This is a genomic window from Thorsellia anophelis DSM 18579 (assembly GCF_900111395.1).
GTDB lineage: Bacteria > Pseudomonadota > Gammaproteobacteria > Enterobacterales > Thorselliaceae > Thorsellia > Thorsellia anophelis.
The window spans coordinates 95,630-112,326 of the sequence record NZ_FOHV01000002.1; the positions used below are offsets into that span (position 1 = coordinate 95,630).

At 37.3% G+C, this 16,697-nt stretch carries 12 protein-coding genes and 1 pseudogene; 7 read left to right on the top strand and 6 right to left on the bottom strand.

Going from position 1 to position 16,697, the window contains the following annotated elements; genetic code table 11:
* Nucleotides 1–14 precede the first annotated feature (14 nt).
* The gene (locus BMW37_RS01650) at nt 15–932 is read left to right on the top strand and encodes a Fic family protein (RefSeq protein ID WP_483887619.1); all 918 of its coding nucleotides are present in this window, start codon (nt 15–17) and stop codon (nt 930–932) included.
* A 118-nt stretch (nt 933–1,050) separates the two neighbouring features.
* A complete protein-coding gene (locus BMW37_RS01655; protein WP_093317162.1) occupies nt 1,051–1,782 on the top strand; it encodes a ZIP family metal transporter in 732 nt (243 codons plus the stop codon).
* A 169-nt stretch (nt 1,783–1,951) separates the two neighbouring features.
* Here BMW37_RS01655 and pepT read toward each other — a convergent pair whose 3' ends face one another.
* The 4 genes from pepT to dnaQ all read right to left on the bottom strand — a co-directional run bounded on the left by pepT (nt 1,952) and on the right by dnaQ (nt 5,138).
* Nucleotides 1,952–3,202: a peptidase T gene (gene pepT / locus BMW37_RS01660; RefSeq protein WP_218139441.1), complete on the bottom strand. Its 1,251-nt coding sequence runs from the start codon at nt 3,200–3,202 to the stop codon at nt 1,952–1,954.
* A gap of 35 nt (nt 3,203–3,237) precedes the next feature.
* The gene (locus BMW37_RS01665; RefSeq protein WP_093317164.1) at nt 3,238–3,819 is read right to left on the bottom strand and encodes a regulatory protein RecX; all 582 of its coding nucleotides are present in this window, start codon (nt 3,817–3,819) and stop codon (nt 3,238–3,240) included.
* 145 nt (nt 3,820–3,964) lie between these two features.
* Nucleotides 3,965–4,276 (bottom strand): DUF1145 domain-containing protein, encoded by a 312-nt coding sequence (locus BMW37_RS01670; protein WP_093317166.1) that lies wholly within the window; start codon nt 4,274–4,276, stop codon nt 3,965–3,967.
* A gap of 118 nt (nt 4,277–4,394) precedes the next feature.
* Entirely contained in the window at nt 4,395–5,138 is a 744-nt protein-coding gene (dnaQ, locus tag BMW37_RS01675; protein ID WP_093317169.1) for a DNA polymerase III subunit epsilon, read from the bottom strand.
* Between the two features lie 411 nt (nt 5,139–5,549).
* Here dnaQ and rnhA point away from each other — a divergent pair, with 411 nt between their 5' ends.
* From rnhA to BMW37_RS01705, 5 genes and pseudogenes are all read left to right on the top strand, one after another.
* The gene (gene rnhA / locus BMW37_RS01680) at nt 5,550–6,011 is read left to right on the top strand and encodes a ribonuclease HI (protein WP_425441745.1); all 462 of its coding nucleotides are present in this window, start codon (nt 5,550–5,552) and stop codon (nt 6,009–6,011) included.
* 103 nt (nt 6,012–6,114) lie between these two features.
* Nucleotides 6,115–6,570 (top strand): FMN-binding protein MioC, encoded by a 456-nt coding sequence (mioC, locus tag BMW37_RS01685; protein WP_093317174.1) that lies wholly within the window; start codon nt 6,115–6,117, stop codon nt 6,568–6,570.
* 102 nt (nt 6,571–6,672) lie between these two features.
* Nucleotides 6,673–7,545, top strand: a complete 873-nt coding sequence (gene asd / locus BMW37_RS01690) for an archaetidylserine decarboxylase (protein WP_177168553.1) — start codon at nt 6,673–6,675, stop codon at nt 7,543–7,545.
* A 681-nt stretch (nt 7,546–8,226) separates the two neighbouring features.
* On the top strand, nt 8,227–13,380 hold the full coding sequence (locus BMW37_RS01700) for a DUF4132 domain-containing protein (protein WP_093317182.1): 5,154 nt from the start codon (nt 8,227–8,229) through the stop codon (nt 13,378–13,380).
* 452 nt (nt 13,381–13,832) lie between these two features.
* A pseudogene (locus tag BMW37_RS01705) lies at nt 13,833–14,267 on the top strand (type IV toxin-antitoxin system AbiEi family antitoxin domain-containing protein); the annotation flags it as partial.
* Nucleotides 14,268–14,562: 295 nt separating this feature from the next.
* On the opposite strand, the gene purF reads toward BMW37_RS01705, so the two are convergent.
* Together purF and BMW37_RS01715 are read right to left on the bottom strand one after the other, a co-directional pair.
* Nucleotides 14,563–16,101 carry an amidophosphoribosyltransferase gene (gene purF / locus BMW37_RS01710; RefSeq protein ID WP_093317184.1) on the bottom strand — a complete coding sequence of 513 codons (1,539 nt, stop codon included), beginning with the start codon at nt 16,099–16,101 and terminating at the stop codon, nt 14,563–14,565.
* A 72-nt stretch (nt 16,102–16,173) separates the two neighbouring features.
* Entirely contained in the window at nt 16,174–16,677 is a 504-nt protein-coding gene (locus BMW37_RS01715; RefSeq protein ID WP_093317186.1) for a CvpA family protein, read from the bottom strand.
* Nucleotides 16,678–16,697 lie beyond the last annotated feature (20 nt).

Consider the following 16,697-nt stretch of genomic DNA (forward strand, 5'->3'; position numbering starts at 1 on the left):
TCATATCTTCTAGAATAGAAGGTATTATTAGTACAATGGATGAAGTTTTGAAGCTCGAAGCTCATTCGCGCCATGAAAATCATAAAGGGCAGGTCCGCTTGGATATAATTGAAACATTCCTTTATCAGCGTACATTAAAATCAGCTCAAATGGCTATGGAGGATGGATATCATATTTCCCAATCCCTAATTAAATCTGCCCATCAACAATTACTTTCTTTTGGCCGAGGCACAGATAAGTCTCCAGGAATGTTTAAGACAGAACAAAATTATCTCGCGGATAAGCGCAATAAAACAATATTATTTATTCCGATTAGTGCTGAAAGATTACAAGAAGGGCTAGATAAGTTATTTCTTTTTATTGCTGAATCTGATGCGCCAGCCTTGATTAAGGCTGCGCTCACCCATGTTGAATTTGAAGCGCTGCATCCTTTTAAAGATGGGAATGGTAGAATTGGACGAATCCTCATACCTTTAATGCTTTGGCAATCTGGTTTGATTTCAGAGCCACATTTCTACATAAGTGGATATTTACAAGAGCATAAAGATGATTATATTGATGTGATGCGTAATGTTTCCAAAAATAATGATTGGCACTCATGGTGTGTCTTTTTTTTAAAAGCCGTTAAGGCTCAAGCAAAACAAAATTTAGAAACAGTACAAAGCATCAGGGAATTATATGAAGATATGAAGGAAGAGTTTAGTAAACATCTAGCTTCAAAATGGTATGTGCATGCATTAGATTTTATTTTTACGTATCCGATTTTTCGAAATTCTTCTTTCATCGAAAAAAGTGGTATACCTAAAGCAACTGCTTCTAAATTTGTTCGAATCTTACTAGATCGCGAGATTTTAGTGGTGGTGGAAGAGGGGGCTGGTAGAAGAGCCGCTATGTACGCATTTGAACCACTCATGAAATTAGTCAGGGTTTAATATCTTGAATAAAAAGTAAAAATACAAAGAGACTTTATATGGTCGTATGAAGAGATATTTTTTGATATGATGACAAGATAATTAATTAGCCATGTTATGCAAAAAAGGAAGATAGTCTATGCCTTGGTTGACCATATTAAATGCTTTAGGATTTGGTTTATTAAGTGCCAGTAGTTTGTTAATCGGTGCTGCATTAGGATTTTATTTCAACTTTTCTAAAAAAGCAGTCGCAAGCGCATTAGCCTACGGGAGTGGTGTGTTAATTGCAGCTGTTTGTTTTTCTCAGATCCCAGAATCAAGAGAATTATCAAGTACCCCAATTGTTTTGATGGGCATTCTTTGTGGTGCTATCACGTTTATTTTGGCGGGTAAAGGACTTGAGTATATTCAAAAGAATAAAAAAGGGACAGGAAGTGAGCGCCATTCGAATATTGCTCTTTTATTAGCGTTTGGTGCGTTACTAGATGGTATTCCTGAATCTTTGAGTTTAGGTTTAGGATTTTTAGAAGGGGGGGAACTCAGTACAGTATTATTAATTGCCATTTTCTTATCAAATTTACCAGAAGGATTAAGTAGTGCCTCTGGTATGAAACAGGCAGGTAAATCAGCAAAAAGTATATTCTTATTATGGGGTATGATAACGATTGCCTGTGCAATCGCAGCGGGTTTAGCTCCAGCATTATTTGCTGATGTTGACCCGATGATACTAGGCTTCATTACGGCATTTTCAGCAGGCGCTATTTTGTGCATGGTTGTCGATAGTATGATTATTGAAGCATTTGAGTCAACGCATGATTGGACTGGATTGATTGTTGTTTTAGGCTTTATTACTGCTTATGCTATACATTAAGCAAATAATCATCGCATTTTTTCAATTGCTTTGAAGTCATCAGTCTATTGGGGGATTTGGGGTAGGTTATTCAAAATCACTCTGGCAAACCATGTCTATTTGAGATCCAAGAGATATTGGATGTGGTAGAAATGCCCTTCTCTAATCGAAGGGCTAAAAATAGATTAGTTTAGCTCTTTTTTGCTGCAGCTAAGCATAATCCTAATGTCACTTGATACGATTTTTCAAATGCGCTGAGTGGTAAAAATTCAAATGCTGAATGAAAGTTATGTGCGCCTGTGAAATAATTAGGCGTCATAATACCGCGTGCAGATAAAGCGCTTCCATCTGTGCCTCCACGCATTGGGATAATCTTAGGCTCAATGTTTAGCTCATTAAATACAGCTTTTAAAAGATCAATTGAGGTTGATTGCCCGCCATCTGCTAAAGAGTTCGCAATATTGCTATACATATCAATTATTTCACATTTAATTTCAGCTGTAGGATAAGCTTGTTTGACGCGTTCTACTCGTTCAAACATAATCTCTTTACGTTTTTCGTAGTTTTTTAAATCAAAGTCCCTAATTGAAACTTGAACGCTAGCCTCATTTTGATTAGCAATCAGGTGATTGAACCAAAAATATCCTTCACGTTTTTCAGTATGTTCAGGGGTATCTAATGGATCAAAATACCCCATGAGATCTTGAACGATACGCAGGGGATTGACTAGTACATTCTTCGCAGACATAGGATGCGCAGTGACGCCTTTAATATGTAAATGGGCAGTGCCAGCATTAAATGTTTCATAGATGAGTTCACCTGTTTCACAACAATCTATTGTATAGGCAAAATCAACAGGAAAGCGGGTTAGATCAAGTAGTTTAGCCCCTTTCAGTCCAATTTCTTCATCTGGGACAAAACTAATATAAATATCACCACGTGGAGTATTAGGATGTTCAAAAAAGTACTCTACCATTTGCATGACGACTGTCACCGCAGACTTGTTATCAGCGCCTAAGACGCTCGTACCATCACTGAAAATAATGTCTTCATTAAGATATTTTTTAATTTCAGGACGCTCATTTACACGTAACCATATATCGTGCTCTTGATTAAGGCAAAGATCCTCACCTTTGAATGTCAAAATTTGAGGTTTAATGTCAGGACTGAGTCCAACATCAACAGTATCCATATGGGCAATAAAGCCTATCGTATGAGTATCTTTCAAATTACCCGCTAACTTAGCGGTCACATTAGCATATTCATCGATATGGACATTCTGACAGCCAAGTTCAGTTAACTCTTTAGCAAGGAGTTTAGCCATATCCCATTGGCCCGAGGTGCTAGGCACAATGCTCTTAGAAGCGTCACTTTGGCTTGTTATGGCTAAATATCTAAAAAATCGGTTGGTTAATTTTTGTTGTATAGATTGATTATTCACGTGTATGGCGCTCCTATGAAGTAAAAAATGAAATATTATTCATCAAAAATCGCGTTGATTTCTTCAAAACTAAATCCTCTAGATTGTAAGAAACGCTGAATTTTGAGTTTAGATTCAATCTGTCTATCCTCAAGTAAATGCGGATATTTTTTGTGTGCGGTAAGCTGTGCTAGTGCAAACCAATCAATCTCAGCTGATTCTATTAACGTATTGATTAAGGTTTTATCTATCCCTTTTTGATAGAGCTCACTTTTGAGTTTACTCTTTCCGATGCCTTTTTTATGCCGGTTTTCAATATACCTCTCGGTAAATCGGCTGTCGTTTAACCAATTATGCTCTGCACAATATTCTAAGACAGACTCAATCAGGGTATATTGTGATTCTGATAGGTGATGTTGCTGGCTTGAAAATGAAAAATCATCCGTGAGATCATCTCTGAACTCTGAATCGATATCTTCGCCATTGCATTTTTTATTCTGCCATCTATTGGTATGAGATGATTCTTTTTTTAGTATAAATTGAGTGAGCTTACGCATGAGTTCAACTCGCCCATGATCTCGCTTTGAAAGATAATATTGTGCTTGTAGCAATAAGGCTGAAAATGGATTTGTGGTCATAATATCGTTTGTTATTGCCGTTACCCTAGCTTGACTTCTTACCGCCCAAATTGGGTGAGCATTTACGTTGAAATTGCTAATATGTTTTCTTATTATATTCTAATTTGACTTTTCCTATTGAATATTTTGAGTATTTCAATGTGACTTAAGTTTCAGTATAAGAGGATTTAACCTGAGATGTATTTGTTTCTGATAAGGCTGCCTTTTGGCGTCGATACATGGGGATCATCTCAAACACACCAAATAGAAAGAGTCTAATCTTCTGTGCAAAAGTCAATGGTTCACTTTTTGCAAGCATAAAAGAAATCATGAATACTTTTAATAAATGCATAATTGTCATGAAGATGAGTGCAAAATATAAGAAGTAATTAAGTGGTTTTTGTACTGGCATGATGATATTCAAGAGTAAAAATACCCAAATGATAAGCATCAACAATCGACCTAAGTTAATTAACATAATGTTCCTATTTAGTTTAAAGTGAAAAAAGCATTTTTATTGATTAGTTATGCGTGTGTTTGAACGCTGGCAATGCATGATTGATATACGAACTGATGAGTCAGGTGATGACATTAATTTAATGCTCTATTGTGCCATTTCTTTCACGCCACAAGCAAGATTTACCTTTTTTCATCACAGTATCTAATCGTGCTTCATGCATCGCTATCTCATCTGTACTAGCATAGACAACTTTTAAAGGATGCGCTCGTTTTATTGCAACTCTAACCTCTTGTATTTTTGAATGTGTGGTTTCTTCATTTTCTAGTGAAGCGAGTGATAAAGAGGTTTGCCCACCTGTCATGGTTAAATACACATCTGCTAGGATTTGGGCATCAAGTAGCGCGCCGTGTAAAGTACGCTTGCTATTATCTATGCCTAATCTTGAGCAGATGGCATCAAGACTATTTCGTTTGCCAGGGAATAGCTGGCGAGCCAGTGTTAATGAATCGGTGACTTTACAAATGTCATGTGTTTTGATTGATTGGCCTAATAATTTAAATTCATGATCCATAAAGCCAACGTCAAATGGTGCATTATGGATCACTAATTCACTTCCTTTTATAAAATCAATAAATTCTTCAAAAATATCCTTAAATTCTGGTTTGTCATATAAAAATTCATCAGAGATCCCATGGACTTTAAAAGCGGGAAAATCAACTAATCTGTCAGGTTTGATATAGACATGAAAATGTCTTCCTGTGAGACGCCGATTAATAACCTCGACTGCCCCTATTTCAATAATTCTGTGTCCTTCATAGGTGACCCCGAACTTATTCATACCAGTTGTTTCAGTATCGAGAATGATTTGACGAGATTGCATAGTTTCTTAGGCCTTTATTTTTTAGTAATAAATTTGGTTAGTCGTCTGTTTTTTCATCTAAACAGTAAAAGGCAATTTTTTACTTATTTTCTTATTTGCTTTGCTATAATGCTTTACATAGAGTATGACGCTGAGATAACGTTTATTTTATCAACTAAGTGAGCTTGAACTTTTGAATATTACGTGGAACACATTCAAGACGAACAACCTCAAAAGTGAATTGTCGCATTAATTTAGTGTGAGCTCAATTAATCGATCGCAATTGAATGTATATTTGTTCAAAGCTATCGATTTTGGCAATGAGTTTTGTGTAATTCCATTATTGATCCTGTAGACTCAATCGTTTAATAGAGTGTTTGATTCAAAAGTGTCAAGGATGAGCAAATTGATAATAAAGAAAAGGAAATAGTATTGAAAGAAATAAAAATTTTTACTGATGGGTCGTGCCTAGGTAATCCAGGACCTGGTGGGTATGGTGCTATATTGCGTTATAATCAGCATGAAAAAGAGATCAGCGGTGGATTTTATCATACAACGAATAATCGTATGGAGCTGCTTGCGGTTATTGAGGCCTTAAATAGTCTTAAGGAACCTTGTAAAATAACTGTGATGAGTGATAGCCAGTATATGAAAAATGGTATTACTAAGTGGATACATAATTGGAAAAAAGATAATTGGGCAGTTGCTCTTCGTAAATCAATCAAAAATATAGATTTATGGCAAAGGTTAGATCAGGCAGTAGCCCCCCATCAAATTGACTGGCAATGGGTAAGAGGACATTCTGGCCATGTGGAAAATGAACGATGTGATGAACTAGCTCGGCAGGCGGCAAATGCACCAACAGCAGATGATACAGGTTATAAAGAAGAATAACCCAAAATAAATCGAGGTTTATTTTGATAAATTTGATTCTCACGTATCATGCCAATGATTGGTTTTTAAGTAGTAGGGACTTTATTTAACTAGGAAAATATGTATGTCAGAGAAAATCACTCTCATTACAGGAAGCTCACTTGGTAATGCGGAGTATGTTGCAGAACATCTTGAGCCTTTACTTGGCGTCTTAGGACTAAATCCAGAGATTAAACATGGCCCAAAGTTAGATGAAACACCTTTGTTTGGTCTTTGGCTTGTTATCTGCTCGACACATGGTGCGGGGGATTTACCTGATAATTTACAACCCTGGCTAAATGAATTGGAAGCTAGAGAACCTGATTTGAGTCAAGTCAAATTCGGCGCCATAGGTCTTGGAAGCAGTGAATACGATTTGTTTTGTGGGGCGATTAAAACAATTGAAACAGTTTTGACTCAACTAGGGGCAACAAAAGTTGGCTCTCGATTGGAGATAGATGCGACTACAGATAGCTTACCTGAAGAGGTAGCTGAGGCTTGGTTGGATACTTGGGTATCGAACTTACAAAACGAAAATTGAGAGATGTGGATATGCTTGATTAAGTGTTAGAGCTAACGTTTAATCAAGCTTTAGGTTATTGCATAAATAGCATTTAATGTATAAATGATGAAGGAAGTTAAAATGTTAGATTCAATTAGAGTATTATTCCAGCACTTATTGCCTAAGCAGTTGCTGACTGTTTTACTAGGATTTGTTGCAGAGAAACAGTTAGGTTGGTTTACGCAAGGACTTATCAAAATTTTTATCAAAGCCTATCATGTAGATATGCAAGAAGCGAAAGAATCAGAACCAAAGGCTTATAAAACGTTCAATGAGTTTTTTACAAGACCCTTAAAAGAGGGCGTAAGACCGATTGATGAAAATTTATCGAGTCTTGTGTTTCCTGCAGACGGTAAATTAAGTCAGTTTGGAGATGTTGAAGGGGAAGCTCTCGTTCAGGCAAAAGGACATACTTACACTTTAACTGCTTTACTCGCGGGTAATACCCCATTGATTGATGCATTTGCTGGAGGTCTGTTTGCGACAATTTATCTTTCACCCCGCGATTACCACCGACTTCATATGCCTTGTGACGGGGTGTTAAGAGAAATGATTTATGTTCCTGGAGATTTATTTTCTGTGAATTTGCATACTGCAGCACATATTCCGAACTTATTTGCACGTAATGAGAGACTTATTTGTATTTTCGATACCGAGTTTGGTCTTATGGCACAAATTTTAGTAGGAGCAACAATTGTTGGTAGTATTGAAACGGTGTGGGCTGGATGCGTAACCCCACCAAGAGAGGGGATTATCCAGAGATGGACTTATCCAAAAGAGGGTGAGGTAGATGAATCTTTAGTGATTAAGTTGAAAAAAGGTCAAGAGATGGGACGCTTTAAACTCGGTTCAACAGTCATTAATCTTTTTGTTAAAGATTCACTTACCTTTGATGCAACTGTGACACTAGGTCAATCGACGAAGCTTGGTGAATTATTTTTACAGAAAAAATAACCATAAATCGCATCATAGAAGCGAATGATGATTTTATCATTCGCTTAAAATAGCCTTGTTTATTAAATGAGCTCATAGCTCATTACACGGCTAAGTGGAAGGCATCGAAGAAAAAGGCATAGAAGCAGCCTATTGATAAAGACGAGTATTAATTTACTAAATTAACAATCAAAGCTAAAAGCTATCGAAGTATCTCTTGTTGATTGCAATCTGAGTTGCTAGTATTTGAAGATAAACCCTATTTTGTTGTTAAGATTAGTCTTTGGGATGGAATAAATCCGTCATTTAAAGGACTTATGATTCTAATGACAAATCAGAATATTACCAGGTTAGCTCAAGCTAGGGCTATTTATGCAGGTTATATTTTGTTTTTTAAAACAGAATTTAGGTTGGTTGATTTTTAAGTTTTTGATTTTTAATTGATTAATGGTTTATTGGCGATTGTTTTTTTAGTGAGTTACTTTAAGGAAATTGAGGGCCAATTAAACACCCACCCCTTAGCATTATTTCACTGCGATATTGCCCTTTCTAAAGTAAAGTACACTTTTTTATTTTCGGGTAGGATGAATACAAGTCGCTAGTTATCTAGAAGTTGCCGATTTGATGAAAGAAAATAACATATGTGTGTGCGTTTTTAAACATAATACCACTTATTTACATCTCGATTGATAGGAGTATTTGATGACACTTCCCCCTGTGTTTACAGAGCAGAGTTTTACAGCAAAAGAAGTTCAAGATTTTCGAAATGTATGGCGCAAAGCCTTCACTGCTTTATTAGCAGGTGATGAAGAAAAAGCAGCTTTTTTGCCTGAAACAATTCGCGCTTTACCCAAGCCCGTAATTGAATTTGCTAGCCAATTATTCCCCAGTAATACTTCTGGGCATAACGCTTCAGGTATGAAATTATATTTCACTTTAGAAAGTGCTTCGTTTGCCGCTATTTTGCCATTGATACCTGAAGATCTATGGCAAAATGAGGATTATTTAACCTTATTCACCTATTTATATGGAGCTGAAAGGTTGCCTTTAGTGAAGCATACGTGGCATAAAATCCCCGAGAAAATCTATCAATATGGTTATTACCGTCGCTCTTTTCGTGCACCACAAGATAGCCAACGGATACGAGTTAATCAATTGAATTTTTTATCTAATATTTGCCAGCCATCTAGATGGTACGATAACAATAACAATAAATGGCATTATTATCAATTGAGTCTAGTTGAACAAATTAGGTATGATCATCAATTATATCAAACTTCCCAAATGCTACTTTGGTCGGCGGCATTAGATCTAGAATACCCTGAAATTTACCAAACCTTTGAAGATATTATTTTTAATAAAGATAATATTGGAAAAGTCAGTGTTACACTGATTCAGGCATTATTGAATAGTGAAAAGGTCGCCAGTTGGCAATTAGTCGAAAAATTACTATTAGCCGCTCAACGCCAAGAAGGCTTGCGTCAAATGATTTTAGAATCCTTAGATGAAACCAGTATTGGTGCTTTAACTTATATGATCCAAGTGATTTTGGAACATAAATTGACGCGTTTTTCATCATTAGTACGTGCGGTCGATACTTGGACAGGTCTCGGTTGGGAAGCTGAAAAAGAGCGCGTAGTAAAAGATATCTTATCCTTAGCCCACACCTATTTACAGCAACCGGCGTTGATTTCACAGGCAATAAAAAGTAAAAATAATAATGAAGTTTATATGGCACTGTGGGCGCAAGGAGTATTCGATATTGAAAAAACGCAGCCCCATTTAAACTATTTAGTGCAACGAGGCAATGTTGAGAAAAAATTATTAGCCATCAAATTTGCCAGTGAGATAAATATTCCCACCTTAGAAATTCCCTTTTATTTATCGATTTTAAATAGCCTAAATAATGAACTAGATGATTCAAAGGCTAAAGTGGGAGAAAGTAATCAAAAATTGATGATTTTAGGTGCGTTGTTCAGTCGTTTAGTTGAGTTATTTCAGCAGCACAATGCAGGCTATGCTGATTCACAATTATTTGCGAAAATTTATGCTCTAGCAGCAAGCATCCAGACCCAAGAACAAAGTTTTACTGGGAAGGTATTTTCTTGGTTAACTATAAATTTTAGAAAAAGTGATATTTATTTAGTACTCACCGAATTAGCGGGCGATAATCAAACAGATAATAACCAATTATTAGCAATATTTGATACGTTAGCGATTAATGTGCGTGAAGCCATCACCCTAAAAATATTAGGTCGCCATTATTATTATGCTTATGAATTTAATACAATAGAAAAGCCTTCCACATTAACTGCAAGACAACGTGAATTTTGTTTTCAAGTTTTGAGTGATCGTGCAGAAGGGATCGCGGCTAGCGCATTACGTGGTTTGTCATCGGTGCAACTTACCCCTGTTGAATTAGAGCAAATCTACCCATTACTGAAACGTAAAGCGGCTAGAGTACGTAAAAATACCATCACATTGATGGCTAAGCAGTCAGATACTACCCTAGAAACCTTTATTGCAAGCCACCTTACGCTTGGGGATCTGGAACAAAAAATCGGGCTATTAGATCTCATTTTGCAATTAAAAACACAACAACGTTTATTGACTCAGATCGATAAATGGGCAGAGCGTTATCAGAAAGAAAATAAAGTGTCCGCACGTGAGTTAACTTTATTACAGCAGTTGACCCAAAACGGTGATGAGCAAGCGTTTGTGTCTGCCGAAAACGGTTATGGATTATTTGATCCCAGTCGGATTGAGGCTAAACAACCACTCAGTGTGAAGACAGATAGTCTGTATCAAAAGCGTATTGCAAAAGAGCAATATGGGTTTTCTCAACCACTAGATACAATCAAAGTACATTTAGCCGCACTGAATCAATTGTATTTAGCGCACCAATATTACGAATATGAAGTAGAATATTATGGCGGAGAGTTTACTAAAGTTTTACTTAGCAATAGTTTACAATATAGCCGAAATACATTTGAGAAGGGGTATTCCGCTAGGGAGATTTTTGAACTTTTACCCCTTTGGCAAGAGTGGGAAAACTGGTATCAAGCCTCTGGTTTAGATCCGATTGATCTACTGTTATTGACCTTGATTGATGGCTGTAATCGAAAAGTGTGGCGGGATACATTAAGTCCGATGATGTTTTTTCATAAAAATGTGCTGATTAATCCAAAACAATCGGCTTATCAATGGGATAATCCAGCTAAAACCATTCTTGAAGGTTTATTAAAATTAGAATTAGGGAATAAAGAGAACCAAAACGTGGTGGTTGACTTTTTATTAGATGCCTGTGAACAGCTATTTTTATCATTACCTGACGAAATATTACAATACCAAATTGATACGAAGGATAGTTACGGCTACCATGGTGATGGTTGGCAACAAGAACCTATCTTTAGTACTTTCCTACACTCGGCTTATTCACACTCTGGGCCCACCCTTAAGTTAGATCTTGTCACTACGGCACGGTTATTTAAGTTATATAAATGGCGAATGGAGTCTGGTTTAGCGCATAATCGCGACCATGCTCGCCCCCCAATTGAGCTATATTTACAGGCATTCCATCATCAGCTGATCGGTGAAGATGAACTCTATTTTGCTTTATGTGAACCTAGTGCATTACGTAAATTGACAGCATGTTTACAAATTAAACAACAACACCAGTTTAATTATTGCCAACATTATCCATTTTTAACTGCGATGCTAACGCGCATTATCAATATGTGTTTAGATATTGAATTGATACGTGGCGATTCAAGCACTTTAGTAACTCATTTTAGTCAAGAGTTACAAGTTATTTTTGGCAGTCAACGTTTAGTGCAAATTTTAGTCGGTTTAGATAAAACCAATCTATATCGAGGGTATATTTACGCAGGCTATAATCAAAACCAGCTTAATAAACAGCAAATGTTCAGTTATTTATTAAAGCGTTGTTATCCACTGCCGACGGATACTCAAGCGGAATTTAACCAAATGGTTACCCAGTTTAACATTAAAGAATCACGGTTAATTGAAGCTGCAATCTACGCACCACAATGGCAAAAATGGGTGAGTGACTTTTTAGGGTGGAAGGGATTAGACTCAGCTATTTGGTGGATGCATGCGCATACTAAAATCGCTAGCTATCAAGATGTGAATGCTGAAAATGAGAGTGAAATTGCCAGATATTCAGCTATCGATCTGAATGAATTTAAAAATGGTGCGGTGGATAAAGAGTGGTTTACGGCTGCTTATAAAGCCTTAGGCAAAACTCGTTGGAATATATTATATACTGCTGCTAAATATATTTCTGAAGGTAATGGTCATAAGCGAGCACGATTGTATGCAGATGTGATGACCGACAACTTAAAGATCCGTGAAGTGATAGCTAAAGTGAAAGAGATGCGTGATCAAGATTATTTGCGTGTTTATGGTTTGGTGCCATTGAGCAAAACTAACCCAGAAAAAGATGTACTTACGCGTTATGAATATTTGCAACAGTTTAAAAAAGAGAGTCGCGAATTTGGTGCTCAGAAACAAGCAAGCGAAGCATTAGCGATTCAAATTGCGATGGAAAACCTTGCCCGTAATGCTGGATATGCTGATCCGGTGCGTTTAACTTGGTCAATGGAAATGCAGCAAGTGCAGCGTATTTTATCCACCGAAACCGATGTTATCTTGGATGATTTGCAGATTAAGTTAGTCGTTGATGCCACCGGTATCGCGGACTTGGTTTATAGCAAAGCAGGTAAGCCTTTAAAATCCCTACCTAAGGCGCATAAAAAAAATCCTGAGGTATTATCTCTCATGGAGAAGCGTAAAACCTTACGCGAGCAATATAAGCGGGCACTACGTGGATTAGAAGAGGCAATGGTGCGAGGGGATGAATTTACTCTACAAGAGATGTTGAACCTACTTGAACACCCAGTGATAACTCATCACTTACAAAAACTAGTCTTTATTACCCAGGATAAGCAAACAGGATTTTTACGTGACGGACAGCTAATTTCAGCAACGGGTGAAGTTCACCCTTTGCATGACGAGGCTCAAACACTTCGCCTACGGATTGCACACTGCGTTGATTTACATCTTACTCAAGAATGGGTGGCCTATCAGAAGGTTTGTTTTAATCAGCAATTACAGCAACCGTTTAAACAAGTGTTCCGTGAACTGTATCTGCCTACTGCGGATGAACTTGCCGCCAAAACCGTCTCCCACCGTTATGCAGGGCACCAAGTCGCGCCTAAACAGACTTTAGCACTGCTAAAAACACGTGGATGGAAAGTCGATTATGAAAGTGGCTTACAAAAAGTTTTCCATAAACATGGTTTTATCGCCAGAATATATGCTGTAGCTGATTGGTTTTCACCTGCTGACGTTGAAAGCCCTACTTTAGAAACGGTTGAATTTAACTCACTTAAAACGGGGGACAACGTTGAGTTCAGTTCGATTGCACCTATTATTTTCTCAGAAGTAATGCGTGATTTGGATTTAGTGGTTTCTGTTGCTCATGTTGGTGAGGTTGATCCAGAAGCAAGTCAATCATCAATTGAGCTACGTGCTGCACTGTTACGTGAAACTGTAGATTTATTTAAACTTAAGAACATTGAGATTGCTGGCAGTCATGCCCTCATCACTGGCAGTTTAGCCCAATACAGTATACATTTAGGCAGCGCGGTAGTGCATCAATTAGGTGGTAGTTATCTATCCATCATAGCGGTACCCTCTCAGCATCGCGGACGGATATTTCTCCCCTTTATGGATGAAGATCCAAGGACAGCCGAAATCATGGCAAAAGTATTGTTGTTAGCGTGCGATGATGAAATTCAAGATCCGACCATTTTGCAACAAATTAGGCGGTAAGGTTAGTATTTTCGGCGTAACATTAGCTATATATCTTTATTGCTTCAGCTGAGGTCGTTGCAAAATTGCTTGTGAATGTTGTTTTTTAGGTTTTAAGATCAAACGTTATGATTTATTTATCATATTTCGTATTTTTAAAGGCTTTTGTAGACGGTTTGCCAATCGCTGTTAAAAAGTGCATAAATTTGGCTTTTTAACTCGTTTTTATGATGTTTTTCGCTCAGTTTTTTTGACCGATTTTTTTGCTTATTCTGTTGCTTAATCGTGCACTAGAGATTAGGCAGGATTGAGGGCTAAGAGTCACTACTTTCCATGGCCTGCTTGTCGCGGTAGGACTTAGCCTCGAGTTTGATGATGTAGTACTTCTCGATTAATCTATCGATTAAAGAGATGGCGGTGGCGTTATTTTCAATGCCCTCAAAAAAAGGATTCAGTGCAAGGCTTCCCAGTTATGGTTTCGTGAATTCCCTTATCAGAATTGGTTTTACTGTGGAAACCATAAACTTGAAGTGAATTCCGAGAAAGATTTGAAAAGAATCATGATTAAAGAGAAAGAACTCACTGTCAGCTGTGCAGAACTTGCTGACTATGAAGTGGTAGACGCGATTGGCAAGCTGATTTCATTTGAGCATGTCGCAGAATTATTTCAGGGTTTAGTCAATCTTAGCCCTAGAAAAGTACAAGATATTCTTGAACGAAGTAGCTCTGTTCAGGCAAACCGAGTATTTCTATTTCTGGGTCGATACTACGATCACCAGTGGGTCAATCGCGTAGATGAGACAAGAATTAAATTGGGAGCAGGAAAGCGGCAGGTTGTCGAAAAAGGGCGTTTTGATGAGCGATATCAAATCACAGTGCCAGAGATATTAAACGTCAAAAAAAGATGAATAACAGAATGGATAAAGATAGCCCATATTACAAACAGGTTTCTTTGCTCAAAAGAATGCTTCCTGTGGTAGCAACAGAGACGGTTTTAGCATTACTTAACGCCCACTGAATGGGAATCGGAATAATATCTGCCCCTGCAACTTGAAGTAACTACAGTATAATTTTACAAAAAAATGTCAATTCAATGTGTCAATATGCAGTTAAATTAGCATTGACTATTTTTTTATGAACTGAATGCCTCGTAATAAGATCCAAGATAATTTTTAGACACTATCTTGAACCTAATCTTATTTTTTAGCCTTCATTATACATATCTAGATTTTCTATCTCATGAGTGGCCTTAATCGCTTGATTATCCGCATTTCTGATGGCATCTAAACGTTCAAAGTAGGCATCATTTACTTCATCACTCGCATAAACACCATCAAATACTGAGCAATCAAAATCAGTTAAAGTAGGATTTTCTTCTGTGATGGCTGATTTTAAGTCTTCTAAGTCTTGGAATATAAGCTTATCTGCACCGATTAACTGTCTGATATCTTCAAGCTCTCTTTCATGAGCAATCAATTCGGTTACACTTGGCATATCAATACCATACACATTGGCAAAACGAACTTCTGGCGCGGCTGAGGCGAGGTACACTTTTTTAGCACCTGCTTCACGAGCTAAATTCATAATTTGCTCAGAGGTCGTACCTCTAACGATTGAATCATCCACTAAAAGTACATTTTTACCTTTAAATTCTGCCGCATTAGCATTTAATTTACGTCTGACAGAAGCGCTTCTTGCCTCTTGACCTGGCATAATAAAGGTACGACCAACATAGCGATTTTTAACAAATCCTTGACGATAAGGTTTATTTAGAATTCTAGCGATTTCTAAAGCAGAATCGCATGAGGTTTCAGGAATAGGGATAACGACATCGATGTCGACATCTTGCCATTCCCGTGCAATTTTCTCACCTAGTTTTTTGCCCATATTAAGCCTAGCGTTATAAACCGAAACATTATTGATAAAAGAGTCGGGTCTTGCAAAATAGACATATTCAAATATACATGGGCGTAATTTAGGATTCTTCACACAAATTTTACTATGGAGTTCCGCTTCAGCTGAAATATAGACTGCTTCACCAGGTAAAATATCACGAATCAGCTTAAATCCCAATGTATCTAGTGCGACACTCTCTGAGGCTACCATGTATTCTTTATGTTCCGATGTAACACCATTTCGTGTGATTGAGACAATTTTTTCTCCTAAGACTAATGGTCGAATGCCAAATGGATCTCTAAATGCAATTAAGCCATATCCACTTATCATCGCAACACAGGCGTATGCGCCTAGAAGGCGAGCATGCGTGCGTTCAATAGCACTAAAAATCACTTCTGGAGTAAGGGTTAAATCAGTACATTTATCTAACTCGCTAGCAAGAACATTTAATAACACTTCTGAGTCCGAAGTAGTATTAATATGTCTTTTATTGGTTTGATATAATGATTTTCTAAGTGATTCAGTATTGGTCAAATTACCATTATGGGCAAGCGTTAGTCCATAAGGAGAGTTAACATAAAATGGTTGAGCCTCTGAAGCGCTAGAGCTGCCAGCAGTTGGGTAACGGACATGGCCTATTCCCATGTTGCCTTGTAATCTCTGCATATGTTTAAGCCCAAATACATCTTTAACCAATCCATTTGCTTTTCTCAGGCGAAAAGCACCAAGGTGGTCTAATGTTACTATACCTGCTGCGTCTTGCCCTCTGTGTTGTAAAACAGTTAAAGCATCATAAATTGATTGGTTTACAGGAGATACTCCGACGACCCCAACGATTCCGCACATACCATGCTCCTAAAGATGTTGTTGAAATATTCAAAAAAAACGCGACCTTCTGATCGCGTGCAATATCATTAATTATTTTTTATTCATATACTCAGCAAAAGTACTTGATGAAGTTTTTAGATAATCAAAGAACCAATGTTGAATAGGTTTGAATTTACTGACGAGTTCAGATCTTCCCCAGTCTTCAGAACTACCAATACCAGTGAAGGCATCAATAAATAGTAGCAGAGCAGCGACTAGCAAAGTCCCTCTTAATGCACCAAAGCACATTCCTAGTAGTCTATCTGTACCACTTAGTCCTGTTTTGTCAACTATTGTTCCGATTAGGTGGTTAATAATACCCGCAACAATCAAAGTTGCAGCAAATAAGATTCCAATAGCAGTCGCATTTCGTAAAATAGTATCTTCAATTCCTGTAAGATAAACCGCTAGATAAGCATAAAATTTGCTTGCGATAAAAAAAGCAGCTATCCAGCCAATTACAGAAAGTGCCTCACGGACGAACCCTCTGATTAAACTGATAAGTGTTGAGATACCGATGATGCCTAGAATAATATAATCAATCCAAATTAACATAATAACTCTTTATATATGAA